12 protein-coding genes are annotated in these 16,485 nt (G+C 62.2%); 8 read left to right on the forward strand and 4 right to left on the reverse strand.

Annotated features, from left to right (window positions below; genetic code table 11):
• The gene (locus JNK74_17740) at nt 1–1,026 is read right to left on the reverse strand and encodes a DUF932 domain-containing protein (protein MBL7648028.1); all 1,026 of its coding nucleotides are present in this window, start codon (nt 1,024–1,026) and stop codon (nt 1–3) included.
• A gap of 806 nt (nt 1,027–1,832) precedes the next feature.
• Here JNK74_17740 and JNK74_17745 point away from each other — a divergent pair.
• From JNK74_17745 to ric (JNK74_17760), 4 genes are all read left to right on the forward strand, one after another.
• A complete protein-coding gene (locus JNK74_17745; GenBank protein ID MBL7648029.1) occupies nt 1,833–2,249 on the forward strand; it encodes an Rrf2 family transcriptional regulator in 417 nt (138 codons plus the stop codon).
• A 61-nt stretch (nt 2,250–2,310) separates the two neighbouring features.
• Nucleotides 2,311–3,756: an NnrS family protein gene (locus JNK74_17750; protein ID MBL7648030.1), complete on the forward strand. Its 1,446-nt coding sequence runs from the start codon at nt 2,311–2,313 to the stop codon at nt 3,754–3,756.
• A gap of 57 nt (nt 3,757–3,813) precedes the next feature.
• Nucleotides 3,814–6,126 carry a nitric-oxide reductase large subunit gene (locus JNK74_17755; protein MBL7648031.1) on the forward strand — a complete coding sequence of 771 codons (2,313 nt, stop codon included), beginning with the start codon at nt 3,814–3,816 and terminating at the stop codon, nt 6,124–6,126.
• Nucleotides 6,127–6,154: 28 nt separating this feature from the next.
• Nucleotides 6,155–6,889, forward strand: a complete 735-nt coding sequence (gene ric, locus JNK74_17760; protein MBL7648032.1) for an iron-sulfur cluster repair di-iron protein — start codon at nt 6,155–6,157, stop codon at nt 6,887–6,889.
• Between the two features lie 327 nt (nt 6,890–7,216).
• On the opposite strand, the gene JNK74_17765 is transcribed toward ric (JNK74_17760), so the two are convergent.
• From JNK74_17765 to ric (JNK74_17775), 3 genes are all read right to left on the reverse strand, one after another.
• Complete coding sequence (locus JNK74_17765; GenBank protein MBL7648033.1) at nt 7,217–8,377, reverse strand: putative sulfate/molybdate transporter; 1,161 nt, start codon at nt 8,375–8,377, stop codon at nt 7,217–7,219.
• A gap of 106 nt (nt 8,378–8,483) precedes the next feature.
• Nucleotides 8,484–8,870: a hypothetical protein gene (locus JNK74_17770; protein MBL7648034.1), complete on the reverse strand. Its 387-nt coding sequence runs from the start codon at nt 8,868–8,870 to the stop codon at nt 8,484–8,486.
• A gap of 34 nt (nt 8,871–8,904) precedes the next feature.
• Nucleotides 8,905–9,648 (reverse strand): iron-sulfur cluster repair di-iron protein, encoded by a 744-nt coding sequence (gene ric, locus JNK74_17775; GenBank protein ID MBL7648035.1) that lies wholly within the window; start codon nt 9,646–9,648, stop codon nt 8,905–8,907.
• A 161-nt stretch (nt 9,649–9,809) separates the two neighbouring features.
• Here ric (JNK74_17775) and JNK74_17780 point away from each other — a divergent pair, with 161 nt between their 5' ends.
• From JNK74_17780 to narH, 4 genes are all read left to right on the forward strand, one after another.
• Entirely contained in the window at nt 9,810–10,262 is a 453-nt protein-coding gene (locus tag JNK74_17780) for an Rrf2 family transcriptional regulator (GenBank protein ID MBL7648036.1), read from the forward strand.
• Between the two features lie 198 nt (nt 10,263–10,460).
• Nucleotides 10,461–11,360 carry a cytochrome c gene (locus JNK74_17785; GenBank protein MBL7648037.1) on the forward strand — a complete coding sequence of 300 codons (900 nt, stop codon included), beginning with the start codon at nt 10,461–10,463 and terminating at the stop codon, nt 11,358–11,360.
• Nucleotides 11,360–14,977 (forward strand): nitrate reductase subunit alpha, encoded by a 3,618-nt coding sequence (locus JNK74_17790; GenBank protein MBL7648038.1) that lies wholly within the window; start codon nt 11,360–11,362, stop codon nt 14,975–14,977. Before JNK74_17785 ends, JNK74_17790 begins: the two co-directional genes overlap by 1 nt.
• A gap of 11 nt (nt 14,978–14,988) precedes the next feature.
• Nucleotides 14,989–16,485 carry a nitrate reductase subunit beta gene (gene narH / locus JNK74_17795; protein ID MBL7648039.1) on the forward strand — a complete coding sequence of 499 codons (1,497 nt, stop codon included), beginning with the start codon at nt 14,989–14,991 and terminating at the stop codon, nt 16,483–16,485.

Consider the following 16,485-nt stretch of genomic DNA (forward strand, 5'->3'; position numbering starts at 1 on the left):
TTATGCGGCGAGGGCCAGAAGGCCCGCCGCTTTGGTGTCCAATTCGATGCGGTCGCCGGCATTGGGCAGCTTGCCCGCCATGCGGGTGAGGGCGTCCACCAGCGCGAAGATGGTGAAGCAGCCCTGGGCTTTGGCTATCTCCGTCGCCTCGTGGGCGAGGTTCCGGGGGATGCCATTCTTCGTCAGGGCCTTGAGCACCTCCTCGGCATCCGCGCCGAGGCGTTCGTGCATGGCCTTGCGGATCACTTTGGCAAAGCCGTCGCGCCGTTCGTCCCGCTTCCACACGAGGTGCTCGATGATCCGCCGGATCTCATCCAGCGACTCATGCACCCGCGCTGTGTGGTTGCGCGTGAACTCCACGACCTCCACCGCGTCCCAGACGATGTGATTTCGGCAAATCGCCTGAAACCAGAAGGTCTGCACGCCCACGGAGCGCTTGCCCACCTCCGAGTTCCACAGGAAAAAGCCGGGAGCAAAAGGCTCGCCGTCGATCTCCGTCCAACCCGTCGGATCAATCAGAAAGCAGAACATATCCTGCTCCCCGCAATAGAGCCCCGTCGCGCCCGTGATGGCCGCCTGGGGTGGCGCGAAATCACCCGCCACGTCCAGCACCGCACCGAGCAAATCGGCGTTGTGCAAGCGGGTGTACGTCGCGCCATGGATGGAGCGGATTCCGTCCGCCATGGTCATGGCCTGAATGGGCCGTGATCCGCCGGGGAGCGTCTCCCGCAGCACGTTGGCCGCCGTTTCCGGCCGGAGCTTATTCACCGTGTCCTTGCTGACCTTCGCCAGTGCGCACACCTGGCTGAAGCTCCAGTCGTTCAGGCGGTAGACGCCATCCTCGCCGAGGCGCAGGTTGAGCGCATCGCCCTCCACCTCTGGACGGATCCCGGAAGGCGGATTCCACTTTTCCTCCGACCATCGCTTCTGCCCCTCGCAGTGGCTTACAAGCGCCGCCAGCGTGGGGTATTGTTCATCCGGCGAACGCCGGTAGAGCTCATTATGAGCCCGCGTCAAATGGGCCATGACCCTGTCTCCTTGTTGTTGAAATTCCCAATGAAAAAACCGTGTTGCACCACCGGTCTCCCATAAGACATGAGAGACGGGGGTATCCCGTCTACGCGTATTCGGATTTGAAAGAGCATCAGCTTTGGAAGGGTTATGGCGGGAATATACGCGAGCGTGTCATTTAGTCAAGGCTTGGGTCAGGAATGGGGGAGGGATATACGTGCCCCCACGTACACCGGTCCAATTTTCCTACCGTCTTCGGCCGTCGTCGTCGGGTCTCACCCCGGCACGGGCCCGACGCACGGCGTCCGAAGGCGATAGTTGCGCTCGATTCACCTACTACCGGATCGGTTCCGAGTCCGAGGGGCTCTCTTGGGCTTCGGTTGGCCCGCAGGGCCATCGGAAGCCGGGTTGTGTGCGCTGGCGCTTTCGGTGGCGACGCAGGAGCCTCGGAAAGCGGACCGTGTGCGAATGCACCCAGGGCAAGACCCTGCAATATTTGCGAAGCGGTGCAGCGTGTTGATTTGAACAACGTTGCGGGCCCGGCTCTATGCGATCGAGAAGCCACATCGGGACGTAGCCTTTCTTACGCGGCCGCAATTTCGTTCCTTCCAAATGAGAATGTATAAGCGGTGGCCATTGTCTGGCTACCCAAGTTCTGCCCGCCCAGTGTCTTAAGCGCGTGAACGAGAACGGCGGTCTTGGGCGACAATTCCGAAGTTACCGCTGAGACCCCACAGCCCTCCCAGCGGGAAACACGCAAGGGCATTTGACAGTGCCGGGCAAAGAATCATATAATGGCATGTGATTAAGGATTTAAAGCTATGATATCCAAAACTGCCCTTCACACCCTCAAAGCCGTCGTACTGCTGGCCGAGCGGCCGGGGGAGTATCAGGGCGCCGCCCACATCGCCGAGCAGATTGGCGCGCCGCAGAACTACCTGGGCAAGTTGCTCCAGGGACTCGTCCAGACGGGCATCGTGCATTCGCAGAAGGGGATGGGGGGAGGCTTCTGTCTGGCCCGCAAACCGGAGGAGGTCACGCTGTTCGACGTAGTGGACCCGATCGATCATGCCACCCGCTGGGAAGGATGTTTCATGGGAAAAGAGACCTGCGATGCGGCCAATCCCTGCGCGGTACACTTTCAGTGGGCGGCGGTGCGCCAAGCCTACTTGAAGATGCTTAAGGAAGCGACCCTGGCGGACATCGTGGAGCATCGCGCCGTGCTGCCGGTGGGGTGAACGGAATTTTTTTTGGACTATAATCACCTAACAGCATGTGATTATGCGAGAAGGAGCAGTCATGCGTAACTGGATGAGTGTAAACAAAAAAGAGTATAGCCCGGTCACAAATCCTGTAGAGATTCTACTCTCCAAGACCGGAATAGACCCCGCCGAGGAGCATGCCCGCGGCCACTTCCGCCCCTTCTTTCTCGCGGGCATTGCCATCGCGCTGAGTCTCGGCGCGGTGTGGGGCGCTTGGCTGCTGCTGCGGATTGCGGCCACCGGCTCGTTTACTAGCGTGGGTATTCATCAGGTGAACGCCCACGGCCACGCGCAGATATTCGGCTGGGTGGGTTTGTTCGTGATGGGGTTCGCCTATCACATGTTTCCTCGCTTCAAGAATACCCGGCTCGCTTGGCCCCGTTTGGCCCGATCAACCCTGTGGCTCATGGTCGGCGGGATCCTGCTGCGGGCCGGGGGGGAGGCCTTCATTGACACGTGGCCGGGGCTGTTGGGTGTGGCGCTGCTCGGGGGAGCGCTGGAAATCGTCGCGGTGCTGGCCTTCGCCGCTGTGCTGATCCGGACCGCGCGTCTCCACGGCAAGCCGCTGGAGGCGTACGAGTACTATATTGCCTGTGCCCTCTTCTGGTTCGTGGTGCAGGCGATCTACAGCACGATCCACTTTACCGCACTGGCGACAGCCCCCACGGAAGAGGCCTTGCTCGCCCGGATCGCGTTGTGGCAGGCCCCCCTGCGGGATCTCCAGATCCACGGCTTCGCCCTGCTTATGATCCTGGGGGTGAGCCACTTCATCCTCGACAAGCTCTACCACCTGCCCAGGCCGACCTCGCGGAAGAGCCTGTCGATGTTGGTGCTGATAAACCTCGCCCTGCTGGCAGAAGCGGGGGGCTTCGTGGCGATGCGGATCGGAGGGCGCCCGTATGTCGCGGTCTGGTATTTCGGCGTTCTGCTCCTCCTTGGCGCCGTGGCGGCGCTTGTCTGGTCCTGGCGGCTGGACCAGCCCGTGTGGCGTCCGGATCGGAGCCTCAAATTCATCCGCGCCGCTTATCTCTGGCTCGTGATCTCGCTGGCCATGCTCGTGCTGCTGCCGGCCTACCAGTTTGGCGTGCTGCGGGTTTTCGCCCCCGAGAGTCAAGCGGCGGCGCTCGGCTTTTCCCACGCCTACTATGGCGCCATCCGCCACGCGGCTACGGTGGGTTTCATCAGCATGATGATCCTCGGCGTCGCGGCCAAATTCGTGCCAGTCTTCACCGGCGTAGACGGCCGCACCCTGACCCCGCTGTGGGTGCCCTTCCTGCTGCTGAACACGGGCTGCGCGTTGCGCGTCACTTTTCAGACCCTGACCGACTTCACGCCGCTTGCTTTCCCCGCCGCCGGGGCGAGTGGACTGCTCGAAGTGGCGGCCCTGGCAATCTGGGGCCTGCACCTGGCGCGGATGATGTACCCGAAAGCGTTGGAGCGCCTCGCACCGAAACTTCCCGCAACGCTGCCGGGCAATGTTTGATATACTTCTATAACTATTTGGCAATGGGCAAATATTAAATGCAGATTGGAGGTTGCAATGACGGATCGCAGGTTGTGGATCAGTTTGATCCTGGTAATGGTGTTGTCCTTCCTGGTGTTGGGCTATTTCGGGTACGACCTGTACCACAAGGCGCCGCCGATCCCGGGGCGGGTGGTGACGGCCGACGGGACGGTGCTGTTCACCGGGCAGGACATCATGGACGGGCAGAACGTGTGGCAGTCGACGGGCGGGCAGCAAAATGGCACGGTGTGGGGCCACGGCTCCTATGTGGCGCCGGACTGGTCGGCGGACTTTTTGCACCGGGAGTGCGAATGGCTGCTGGACCACTGGGGTCAGGCGGACTTCGGTAAGCCCTATGCGGAACTGGACCTGGAGCAGCAGGGCGCGTTGCGCGCGCGGCTGAAGGCGGAGATCCGCACGAACACCCACGATCCGGAGACGGGCGATATCGTGGTGTCCGCGGCGCGGGCGCAGGCCATCCAGGCGGTGCGCGCGCACTACGAGACGCTGTACAGCGACGATCCGGCGCTGGCGGAACTGCGTGAGGCCTATGCGCTGCCGAACAACGTGCTGCGCGACGATGAACGCCGCGAGAAGCTGAGCGCCTTCTATTTCTGGGCGGCCTGGGCCTGCGGCACGAACCGTCCCGGCCAGGCAATCACCTACACGCAGAACTGGCCGCCGGAGCCGCTGATCGACAACCGCCCGACCGGCTCGAATATCGTGTGGTCGGTGGTCAGCTTCGTGCTGCTGCTGGCGGGCATCGGCGCACTGGCCTGGTACTATGCGATATTGAAACACGGCGAGCACGAGGATGACGATCTGCCCGCGCACGACCCGCTGATGGGGCAGGAGCCCACGGCGTCGATGCGCGCGACGCTCAAATATTTCTGGGTGGTGGTCGGACTCATTGTGGTGCAGGTGGGCCTGGGTGCGGTGACGGCGCATTACAGCGTCGAGGGTTCGGGCTTCTACGGCATTCCGCTGGCGGAGATCCTTCCCTACGCTGTGACGCGCACGTGGCACACGCAACTGGGCATCTTCTGGATCGCCACGGCCTGGCTGGCCACCGGCCTGTTCATGGCGCCGGCGGTCTCGGGACACGAGCCCCGCTTCCAGCGGCTGGGCGTCAACGTGCTCTTCGGCGCGCTGTTGCTGATCGTCGTGGGTTCCATGTTCGGCACCTGGTACGGCACGCGCCAGCAAATGGGCTATGAGATGAACTTCTGGTTTGGACACCAGGGCTACGAGTACGTCGATCTTGGTCGCTTCTGGCAGATCTTTCTCTTTGCCGGCCTTTTCATCTGGCTCGGGCTCATGGCGCGCGCCCTCTGGCCCGCGCTGCGGAACCCCGGACCCAACCGCAACCTGCTCGCGCTCTTCTTCCTCTCCAGCGCCGCGATCGCCCTTTTCTACGGCGCGGGTCTCATGTGGGGGCGGCAGACCAACCTGGCGCTGGCGGAGTACTGGCGCTGGTGGGTGGTCCATCTTTGGGTGGAAGGCTTCTTTGAGGTCTTCGCTACCGTGATTATCGCGTTCCTCTTCACCCGCATGCGGCTGTTGAACATCCGGACCGCGACCTCGGCCGTGCTCTTCGCCACCACCATCTTCCTGGCGGGCGGGATCATCGGCACCTTCCACCACCTCTACTTCACCGGCACGCCCACGGCGGTGCTGGCGCTCGGCGCAGTCTTCAGCGCGCTGGAGGTGGTGCCGCTGGTGCTTATCGGTTTCGAGGCCTACGAAAACCTCACCCTCAGCCGCGCGCGGCCCTGGGTCGTGGCCTATAAGTGGCCCATTTACTGTTTCGTCGCCGTGGCCTTCTGGAATCTCGTGGGCGCGGGGATCTTCGGCTTCCTGATCAACCCGCCCATCGCCCTGTATTACATGCAGGGTCTCAATACCACCGCCGTTCACGCCCACACGGCCCTCTTCGGGGTCTACGGCATGCTCGGCATCGGGCTGACGCTTTTCTGCCTGAAGGGGCTGACCCAGCGGCTTATGTGGAAGACCGGCAGCCTCGCTTTTGCCTTCTGGATGATCAACATCGGCCTTGCGCTCATGGTGCTCCTCAGCGACCTGCCCCGCGGCATCCTCCAGGTCTGGGCCAGCGTAAACGACGGCATGTGGATGGCCCGCTCCGCCGAGTTCATGCAGACCGGCCTGATGGATACCCTGCGCTGGATGCGCGTCATCGGCGACACCATCTTCGCCATCGGCATCCTCGCCCTCGCCTGGTTCGTGCTGGGGCTCAAGACCGGCTGGTCCCTGCGCGATGAGCAGGAAGCCGTCATGGCCACCGACTACCACGAAATCGAAACTGACCGCACCCATCCCGCGGAGCCGTAGTGCCCGCGACCCTCGAAAGGAACCCACTATGAGCACCATCACAGCAACCCAGAGCGTCGGCGAACTCGTTGCCGCGCAGCCCGCTCGCTCGCGGGTCTTTGAAGCCTTCCATATTGACTACTGCTGCGGCGGCAAGCGATCGCTCGCGGACGCCTGCGACAAGAAAGGAGTGTCCGTGGACACGGTCCTGGATGCCCTCGTGCGCGCGGATTCGCTGCGGGCGTCGGATGCCCATCTGGACGCGGCCGCCATGCCCCTCGACGCCCTCTGCGACCATATTGTCGAGCGGCACCACGACTACCTGCGGCGCGAACTGCCGCGGCTGATGCAGATGGCGGACAAGGTCGCGAAGGTGCATGGGGACAACGACCCGCGCCTCGAAGGGGTCGCCGAAACTCTGCGCGGCCTGGCCGGCGAGCTGGAGGTCCACACGATGAAAGAGGAACGCGTGCTGTTTCCCGTCATCCGCGAACTGGCGCGCCGGGAAGGGCTGCCGCCTATGCCCTTCGGGACGCTGGCCAACCCGATCCACGCCATGGAAGCCGATCACGACGGGGCGGGCGATGGCCTCGCACGGCTGGCCGACCTGACCGACGACTATACACCGCCGGAATGGGCCTGCAATACCTACCAGGCCCTTCTGGACGGCCTGCACGATTTGGAAATGGATTTGCACCAGCATATCCATAAGGAGAACAACGTATTGTTTCCCCGAGCCCTGGAAGAGGAGAATCGTCGTCGGCCAGCGATGCCTATGTCCTAAGTGAAGAGCCAAGGGGGGCCGTCCCCCGTAGTTGGTTGCGGGGGACGGGCCCGTTTCTTTCCCGCCTCACTGAGCAGCTTTGGTTTTTCGAGTTCGACGCATCCATTAAGGAGCTTTTTGGAAGCGATACCCTTCTTGTCCAGTTTGCGTATGGGCGGGTTGTGTCCGGTAGGGACGGCAACGGAAAGAGCATCCACGTGGGCTTCCACAACTAGCACAAGCCAAATTCGGGAAGGGTGTCGCTCTCGAGGGAAAGTTTGTGGGCGTTAGGCACCCATTTGCCTCGCATATCGAGAGAATAGCGAGATCGAGAGCTCGTAGTGCCGACTAAGTAGGAAAGGTGTACCGGGTTGGAAGGTAGTGGAGGAGTGTACCGGCCACGAATCCGATAGCGAAGCCCTGGGGCAGTGTCATTGCTGCGGTAGCCACGAGCAGCGCGATGAGGAATGCTCGCTGATCGTTTGCGGTATCTCGTATGAAGGACATGAGCAGGAGCGCTTCAAAGAGGAGAATAATTCCGAGTACGGGTTGAGGAAAGATCCGGATGACGTGTTCCGTAGACCCGCCGAAAAAAAGACCGATGACTACGTAGAACGCGCCGTAGAGAATCACTGATCCGCCCGTCCGAGCGCCAAAGGCCGCGTGGCCCGCCAGCCCGCCGCAGCCGTGGCAGACCGGGATGCCGCTGAAGAAAGGTACGATGAGGTTGATGAGAGAATAGGTCAGCCCAATCTTTTTCAGCGTTTGTGGTCGTTCGGGGAAGAGGTCCCCGAGGGTCTTGTGAGTCGCTATGATCGAATTGGAAACAGAAAGCGGCAACTGGGGCAGCGCGAGCACGAACAAGCCTGTCCAGATGTCGTCCGGGAGCGGCGCGTGGGGGCGGGGTAGACGGAAGCCCGCGCCCGCAGCGATGGCGTCGAGGTCGAGATCGAAGCAGACGGCGTAGGCCAGGCCGAGACCGATGATGGGGAGGGCGGCGGGGAAGCGCCTGTGTCGGAACAAAGTCACCCCGATAAGGAAGCAGAGCCCGGCCAAGACATAGCCCGGCAGCCCCTCAGAAGGAACGTATTTGCCCAGCGCGAGGTTGGCGAGCTGGAGGCCGAGGCCCAGTTGAATGCCACGCACCACACAGGGCGGCACGATTCGGGCAATCCAATTAAGTAGTCCCGTGGCGCTCATGACAAGCATGATGAGCCCGATGGCCAGCCCCGCGCCATAAAGGAGGTCGCCACTGAGTTGGTGGGTGATCACCAGCACGGCCATGGCCTTGAGGGGCTGCATCGGCATGGGCAGGCCATATAGCATGCCCGAGAAGGCCTGAGCCAGCCCGAAAACGATGAACACGCTGGCGGCGTCCAGCCCCGCCGCCGGTATCATGGCCGCAAGCAGGGGTAGGTCGGTCCCAATGTCGCCAAAGCTTCCGGCCAGTTCGTTCCGGTCAAAGCGAATTCGCGCGGGCAGCCGCGTCGTTTCCGGTGTGCTAAGCATAGATCCGTTCCCACAGGCCTGGGGGATGCTGCGAAACGGCTTTCACCCAAGATAGTACCGTAGACAAGGGTGGTTTTTGGGACATTTCGAACGTCTCGTTTCCGATTCAACGGCCCGCGCAGGGGCCCTCCGGATGGGGAAAGGCGTCCCTTTCGTCCTCGCCGGGTCGCTCGGTAAGACAGGCGTAGTCTTTCTCGATCTTGACCCGAACCATCGCGCCAGGGGCCACGGGGACTTCCACATCCACGCCGACCTGATCGGTCTCGGCCAGTTCCGCGGCCCACACCGCCGGCAGGCGAACGACAAGCCCGGCGGGCTCCCGAAGTACCTGGAGCGTCGCGCCGGAATGGCGCTCGAGACTGTAGGTGAAAGTCTCCTCCGGCCCGGTCCCCAGAACGAGGGATTCCGACAGGCGGCCGCATTCGTGTAACTCGGCGACCTCCCGCTGTTGCAGACGGAGCCGCAGACTGTTTCCCTGAATGCGAAGTTTCATGATTCATACTCCTGCGCAGTGATTAAAGCCTGCGCTATTCGGTCCCGCCAGGTTCTGTCTCGCCTTTTAGTTTCGCTTCCAACCGGATCGCTTTGGGGAAAAGGATGTTGTTCTCCTTGTGGACATGGGCGTGCATGTTGCGCTCCAGATCGTGCAGGCCATCCAGCAGCGCCCGGTAGGTGTTGCAGGCCCAGTCGGGCGGGGTGTAGCCATCGGAGAGGGTACGGAGTTGCTCCAGGGCGTTACCCGCGTCGTCGTGTTCCGCCTCCATCCGGGCGATGGGATTCGCGACGCTGCCGAAGCAGGCCGCCACCTCCGCGCCGGTAGCGTCCATCCGGGCAATCGCCGGAAAGAGGATTTCCTCCTCTTTCATCATGTGCTGGTTCAATTCCAACGTGAACGCTTCGAAGACAGACAGCATCGTCGCGAGTCGCTCGTTGCGGTCGCCGTGTACGCGCTCGACCTTCTGCAGCATCGCACCGAGCCGGGGAAGTTCCTGGCGCAAGTATTGGTGGTGCGCTTCGAGAATGTGCTCGATCAGGTTAGCGAGGGTCATGGCACCCGCGTCCGGTTCCTGATCCTGGGTCGGCTCCGTGGCGAGGGCCGCCAGCAGTTCAAGCACCTGTTCGGACGGCAGCGCCTTCCGGTCGCAAGCCTCCTGCAGGGTCTTCTTACCGCCACAGCAGTAGTCGATTCCGAAGCTTTCAAAGAAACGGGAGCGGGCCGGTCGCTCCAGAACGAGTTCGGCAACCGTTCGATCCAACATTGTGGTACTCATAGCTTCTCTCCTTGGTTGAGTCTCTATTATGGACTATTTTATCCACAATATAAACCCCGATGTGAAGCGGTCTATTCCCGGGGCTTCGGTGACCCAAAAACAGGGGCCTTGACAATCCTTTCTCCGTAACCGATACTTAAGTGGAGGGAAACATCCATAATATGTTCAAGCTCTATTCGAAAGGTTGCCAATACGCGCTGCGCGCGCTTACCTTCGTTGTTGCGGACAAATCGAAGGATCGCTTTCAGGCGCGTGAGATCTGCGAAAAGGCGGAGATTCCCGAGTACTTTACGCGTAAGGTCTTTCAGGCCCTCGTGCAGGGGGGATTCCTTGAGGCCCACCGGGGGCCGGGCGGTGGCTACTCACTCACCCGGGATCCCAGCGATATCACGCTCCTGGAAGTGATTCAGGCCGTCGAGGGGGAGGATACGTATGACCATTGCGTGCTTGGTTTCGCCGAGTGCGGCAAGGCCAACCCGTGTCCCCTTCACGATATCTGGGTAATGTCGAAAAAGAACCTCATCGAGAATCTGTCCCACACCACCCTCGACAAATTGGCTGCCGTGACCCTGGAGCGCAAGATGCTCCACGAGCACAAAACGCACGACGCCTGATAAGCACCGTACGGGCGGATCCTTCCTCTTTCTGACTCCTTTTGCCATGGGAATCCGCATTTTTTCAAAACCGATAAAATCCTCTTGACTTGTCAGCGCATAATAGTGGATACTTTTCTCCGGAATATAGTGGATAAGATTATCCACTATTAATTGCCCTAAATTCCGGAGTGGATGCACCCGCCAGGAGCAGAGAATATGAGCTATTTTTCAGGAAAGGCACAGTTTCGGTGGGGGCGTGGTGGGGCCTTCATGGCCTGCTGCGTTGGGGCAGGGCTATTTGCGCCCTGGGTATCGGCCCAGGCGGTGCCGGGAGTCCCTGCGGAAAGCACACCTGCGACTGTCGCAGCCGAAGCAGCGCCGGAAGCGGTCGCCCCGGTCGATGCCGCCGCCGCGGCCTATGCCATGAAGTGCATGGGCTGCCACACCATCGGCGGCGGCGTGCTGAGCGGTCCGGATCTCAAAAACGCGGCCACCTATCCGCGACAGACGGTCCTGGACGGCATTAAGCGGATGGAGAAGAATGTGGGGCCCATCAGCGAAGAAGACCTGACCATGCTGGCCGACTTTCTGCTCGCGCCCGACGCGGCGGCCCGCATCGATGCGCACCGCCAGCAGGTGCAGCTACGGGAAGCGGCCTCTATGGCGCCCCCGAACGCCGAACTGGGCCGAGCCCTGTTTACCGGGCGCACGGCTTTCGCCAATGGTGGCGCAGCCTGCGCGGCCTGTCACCAGGCCGGTGGCCGTGGAGGCAATCTGGCGGTGTCGTTGGAGGACGCCTTTACCCGGCTGGGTGCCCAGCCTCTTCAAGCGACCACCGAAGCCCCCGGCTTTCCCGTCATGCGCGCCATCTACACGCCCCTGCCCGTGACGAAGCAGGAAGCGATGCACGTAGTGAAATATCTCGAAGAAGTTTCCGCCACCCCCGCACCTCCGGCCCGCCTTCCGATGCACCTCGCCGGAATCGGCGGCACGGCGCTGGTGCTGGTGTTGCTGGGTAAATCCACGGCAAAGCGGGTCGCGGGCACGCGCGCGCGAATGGTGGCGGACGCCTGCCGCCGGAGTGACCAGGGCGCAAATCGCAGGAGGAAGAACTGATGGGTTGGATACAGGATTTATTTGCGCCGGAACAGCGTAGCTGGGAAGAGTTCTACCGGAACCGCTGGGCCCACGACAAGGTGGTGCGCACGACCCACGGCGTCAACTGTACGGGCTCCTGCAGTTGGAACGTCTATGTGAAGCAGGGCATCGTGACCTGGGAAATGCAGGCCCTCGATTACCCCACGATAGACAAGGCCATCCCCAACCACGAGCCACGGGGCTGCCAGCGCGGCATTTCCACCTCGTGGTACATCTACTCGCCGCTGCGGATCAAATATCCCTACATGCGCGGAGCGCTGCTCGATCTCTGGCGCGAGGCCAAAGCGGAGCACGGGAACGACCCCGTGGCCGCGTGGGAATCGATCACGGCCAATCCCGAGCGGCGCAAGCGCTATCAGCAGGCCCGGGGTAAGGGCGGCTTTCAGCGGGTCTCCTGGCACGAGGCCCAGGAACTCATCGCCGCCTCCAACATCTACACCGTGAAAAAATACGGCCCCGATCGCCTCGTCGGTTTTTCGCCTATCCCCGCCATGAGCATGATCAGCTATGCGGCGGGCGCGCGTTTCCTCCAGCTCATGGGCGGCATCGCCCTTTCCTTCTACGACTGGTACTGCGATCTGCCGCCGGCTTCCCCCGAGGTCTGGGGCGAACAGACCGACGTGGCGGAGAGCGCCGACTGGTTCCACTCGAAGTTCATCGCCACGGTCGGCTCCAACGTGCTCATGACCCGCACGCCCGATGCCCACTTCCTCGTGGAAGCGCGCCACCGGGGCACCAAGGTGGTCGTGTTCTCGCCGGACTTCAGCCAGACCTCCAAAATCGCCGACGAATGGATCCCCATCAACCAGGGCAGCGACACGGCGTTCTGGATGGCGGTAAACCATGTGATCCTCCGGGAATTCCATGCGGACCGCGCCGTGCCTTTCTTTCAGCAATACATGCGGGAAAACTCCGATGCGTCTTTCCTCGTGGTGATGGAGCCCGACGCGAAAGGCCACTACCGGCCCGGTTCGCTGCTCCGCATCGCCCAGATCACGGAAACCCAGGGCGAGGAGCACGCCGAGTGGAAGAGTTTCGTGCTGGACACCGAAGGCAATCTGCGCATTCCCGCGGGCCAGATCGGCCACCGCTGGCAGACGAAAAAAGGCCAGTGGAACATTAAGCAGGAAGACAGCCGCGACGGTGCACCCATCGACGCCCTGCTTTCCCTGAGAGACTGCGCCGACAAGACAGTCAGCGCGTACTTCGACGACTTCTCCGAAGGTATTCAGGGCCAGGGCCGCCTGCGTCATGTGCCCGTGCGCGAAATCCAGACGGCGGATGGGCCGGTGCTCGTCGCCACCGTCTACGACCTCCAGTTCGCCCAGCACGGCGTGAATCGCGGTTTCGAAGGCCAATGGCCCACCGGTTACGACGACGATACCCATCCCTTCACGCCCGCGTGGCAGGAACAGTACACCGGCATCAAGGCGGAGACGGTAATCGACTTCGCCCGCCAGTGGGCAATCACGGCGGAGAAGACCGGCGGCAAATGCAGCATCATCATCGGCGCCGGGGTGAACCACTGGTACCACAACAATCTCATCTACCGCGCCTGCATCAACTCCCTGCTCTTCTGCGGATGCGTCGGCCGGAGCGGGGGCGGGCTGAACCACTATGTGGGCCAGGAGAAACTCGCGCCCCAGGCTAGCTGGGCGCCCATCGCCTTCGCCACGGACTGGAGCGGGCCGCCCCGACTGCAGAACGCGCCCTCCTTCCACTACATGCACAGCGACCAGTGGCGCTACGACCGAAAATTTGGCGAGTTCTGTCCCGTGGCCGACAAGACCAATCCCATCGCCGAGGGCCATACGGCGGACAAGCAGGCACTGGCCGTGCGCTGCGGCTGGCTGCCCTGCTATCCCCAGTTTACGGAGCACAACTTCGAGCTCGTGAAAGAGGCGGCGGCGCTTGGCGTGAACCCCGTGGATCACGTGGTCTCGCGCCTGAAGGACCGCAGCCTCAAGTTTGCTATGGAAGACGTGGACAATCCCGCGTGCTTCCCCCGCGTGTGGTACATCTGGCGCGGCAACGCGATTCAGGCGTCCGCCAAAGGCCACGAGTACTTCCTCAAGCACTACCTCGGCACCCACCACAACAGCATCGCCGAGGAACAGGCGAAGGAAGACGTGAAGGAAGTCACCTGGCACGACAAGGTCGAACTGGGCAAGATGGATCTCATCGTCGATATCAACTTTCGCATGGACACCTCGGCGCTCTATTCCGACATCGTCCTGCCCACGGCGAGCTGGTACGAGAAAGACGACCTCAGCTCCACCGACATGCACTCCTTCATCCACCCGCTCCAGGCGGCTGTGCCGCCCTGCTGGGAGTCGAAGACCGACTGGAAAATCTTCCAGGAGATCGCCAAAGCCACCAGCACGATGGCAGAGCGCTATCTTCCCGAGCCGATTCAGGATTTTGTCTGCTCGCCCCTCCTGCACGATACCCCCGGCGAAATCACGCAGCCCCGCATCAAAGACTGGGCGAAAGGGGAGTGCGAGGCCATTCCCGGCAAGACCATGCCGAACATGACCGTCGTCGAGCGGGACTACACCAAGGTCTACCAGAAATTTATCTCTCTGGGCCGCAACGTGCGCAACAACGGCATCGGCGTCCACGGCTGCACGTATAAAGTGGACGATGTCTACGACGAATACCTGCTGCACAATCCGGTCGAGACCTGGGGTGGCGAGCAGTACCCCTCCCTGCGGATTGACCGCAGCGTCTGTGAGGCCATCCTCCACTTCGCCGCTGAGACCAACGGCGAACTGGCGCACCGGGCCTACGAGACCGAGTCCCACAAGACCGGCATCGACCACACGCACCTGGCCGCGGGCAATCGCAACGTGCGCTACAACTTCGCCGATCTCTGCACCCAGCCGCGCCGCGTGCTGACCACGCCCTACTGGACCGGTATCACGAATGGCACGCGCACCTATTCCGCCTACTGTCAGAACCTCGAAGAGCGTATCCCGTGGCGCACGCTGACCGGGCGCCAGCACACCTACTTCGATCACGAGGCCTATGTGGCCTACGGCGAGCATTTGCCCACCTTCAAGCCCCGGGCCGACCTGCGGACCACCCGCGATCTGGACATGACGGGCACCGAACCGGGATCGCTGGTCCTCAATTACCTCACGCCCCACGGCAAGTGGCACATCCACTCCACCTTCGGCGACACCCTGCGCATGGAAACCCTCTCGCGCGGCATTGAGCCCTTCTGGATGAACGAGCAGGATGCGGCGATGCTGGCGATCCACGACAACGACTGGGTGGAGGTCCTCAACGATCACGGCACCGTGGTTACCCGCGCCTGCGTGAGCGCTCGCATCCCCCGAGGCATCTGCTTCATCTACCACGCGACCGAGCGGACCGTGGGAAATCCCAAGAGCCAACACCGGGGCAAGCGCCGTGCGGGTGGGCACAACAGCCTGACGCGCGCGCGCCTCAAACCCCTCTTCATGATCGGCGGCTACGCCCAGTTCTCGTATGGCTTCAATTACTGGGGACCCCAGGGGGTGAACCGCGACACCTTCGTGGTGGTGCGCAAACTCGACAAGCCGATTTGGTAGGAGAGAAGACAATGAATGTACGCGCACACGTTTCCATGGTGTTCCACCTCGACAAATGCATCGGCTGCCACACGTGCAGCGTGGCCTGCAAAAACATCTGGACCGACCGGCCCGGTGCCGAATACATGTGGTGGAACAACGTGGAGACCAAGCCGGGCACCGGCTATCCCACGCGCTGGGAGGACCAGCTCAACTACAAAGGCGGCTGGGAACTGAACGACCAACGGGAGCTCCAGCTCAAGAGCCAGAAAAAGGCCAATTACTTTCAGAAGATATTCTACAACCCGAACCAGCCGGGTCTGGATGAATATTACGAGCCCTGGACCTATCGCTACGGCGACCTCACCAACGCGCCCGAGGGCGACGACCAGCCCACGGCCCGACCCATCTCCCAGATCACCGGGGAAGATATGGACATCGAGGCGGGGCCCAACTGGGACGACGATCTGGGCGGCTCTCCTGTTTACGCGGCCAACGACCCCAATCTCGACGCACTGACGGAAGACGAGCGGCGCGTCCTCTTCGACGTGGAACAGATCACCATGATGTATCTGCCCCGCATCTGCAACCACTGCGCGAACCCGAGCTGCGTCGCGGCCTGCCCGAGTGGCGCGCTCTACAAGCGCGGTGAAGATGGCATCGTCCTGGTCAATCAAGACACCTGCCGCGGCTGGCGCGCCTGCGTGGCCGCGTGCCCCTACAAGAAGGTCTACTACAACTGGAAAACCGGCAAAGCCGAGAAATGCATCCTGTGCTATCCGCGCATCGAGACCGGCCAGCCCCCGGCGTGCTTCCACTCCTGCGTGGGCCGCATCCGCTACATGGGCGTGCTGCTCTACGACGCTGATCGCGTGGAAGAAGCCATGAAGGCACCCGAAGACGCGCTCGTGGAATCCCACCGCAGTGTCTTGCTCGATCCCTTTGATCCCGCCGTAATCGCGGGCGCCGAGGCCAACGGTATCAGCGCCCAGTTCATCGAATCCGCCCAGCGCTCTCCGGTGTGGAACTACGTCATGAAGTGGAAGCTGGCCCTGCCGCTCCACCCCGAGTTCCGCACCCTGCCCATGCTCTACTACGTGCCCCCGCTCCTGCCCGTCAGCGGACGCGCGGGCGATGGTATCTATCAGCAGAACGCCACCGAGTTCTTCTCCAACCTCGACAGCGCGCGCCTGCCCATCCGTTACTTGGCCTCCCTCTTCAGCGCGGGCAACGAGAAGATCGTCCACGACGTGATGAAACGCCAGATGGCCGTGCGCTACTTCAAGCGCGCGCAGGATGTGGACGACGTGGATGCGTCCAAGGTCCACGCCGTGTTGCGCGAGGCCGGACTCTCCGAAGCCGAGGCCGAAGAAATCTACCAGATGACGACCCTCGCGCCGATGAACGAGCGCTACGTGATGCCGCCCATCCAGCGCGAAGTGAATATCGCGGGGAGCGGTTGCTCGCCTGAGATGTGCAAAGGCTCCTGCGGCCTGGGCGCCATTTCCACCCCCGAGCGAGGGCTGTGA

The organism is Candidatus Hydrogenedentota bacterium, assembly GCA_016791475.1.
Lineage (GTDB): Bacteria > Hydrogenedentota > Hydrogenedentia > Hydrogenedentales > JAEUWI01 > JAEUWI01.

Excerpts from the sequence above, each read along its gene's own strand:
- ric (MBL7648035.1), bottom strand. The coding sequence starts at position 9,648 with ATGAGTACCACAATGTTGGATCGAACGGTTGCCGAACTCGTTCTGGAG.
- JNK74_17765 (MBL7648033.1), bottom strand. The coding sequence starts at position 8,377 with ATGCTTAGCACACCGGAAACGACGCGGCTGCCCGCGCGAATTCGCTTT.
- JNK74_17750 (MBL7648030.1), top strand. The coding sequence starts at position 2,311 with ATGCGTAACTGGATGAGTGTAAACAAAAAAGAGTATAGCCCGGTCACA.
- JNK74_17785 (MBL7648037.1), top strand. The coding sequence starts at position 10,461 with ATGAGCTATTTTTCAGGAAAGGCACAGTTTCGGTGGGGGCGTGGTGGG.
- JNK74_17790 (MBL7648038.1), top strand. The coding sequence starts at position 11,360 with ATGGGTTGGATACAGGATTTATTTGCGCCGGAACAGCGTAGCTGGGAA.
- JNK74_17755 (MBL7648031.1), top strand. The coding sequence starts at position 3,814 with ATGACGGATCGCAGGTTGTGGATCAGTTTGATCCTGGTAATGGTGTTG.
- JNK74_17780 (MBL7648036.1), top strand. The coding sequence starts at position 9,810 with ATGTTCAAGCTCTATTCGAAAGGTTGCCAATACGCGCTGCGCGCGCTT.
- JNK74_17740 (MBL7648028.1), bottom strand. The coding sequence starts at position 1,026 with ATGGCCCATTTGACGCGGGCTCATAATGAGCTCTACCGGCGTTCGCCG.
- ric (MBL7648032.1), top strand. The coding sequence starts at position 6,155 with ATGAGCACCATCACAGCAACCCAGAGCGTCGGCGAACTCGTTGCCGCG.
- JNK74_17770 (MBL7648034.1), bottom strand. The coding sequence starts at position 8,870 with ATGAAACTTCGCATTCAGGGAAACAGTCTGCGGCTCCGTCTGCAACAG.
- narH (MBL7648039.1), top strand. The coding sequence starts at position 14,989 with ATGAATGTACGCGCACACGTTTCCATGGTGTTCCACCTCGACAAATGC.
- JNK74_17745 (MBL7648029.1), top strand. The coding sequence starts at position 1,833 with ATGATATCCAAAACTGCCCTTCACACCCTCAAAGCCGTCGTACTGCTG.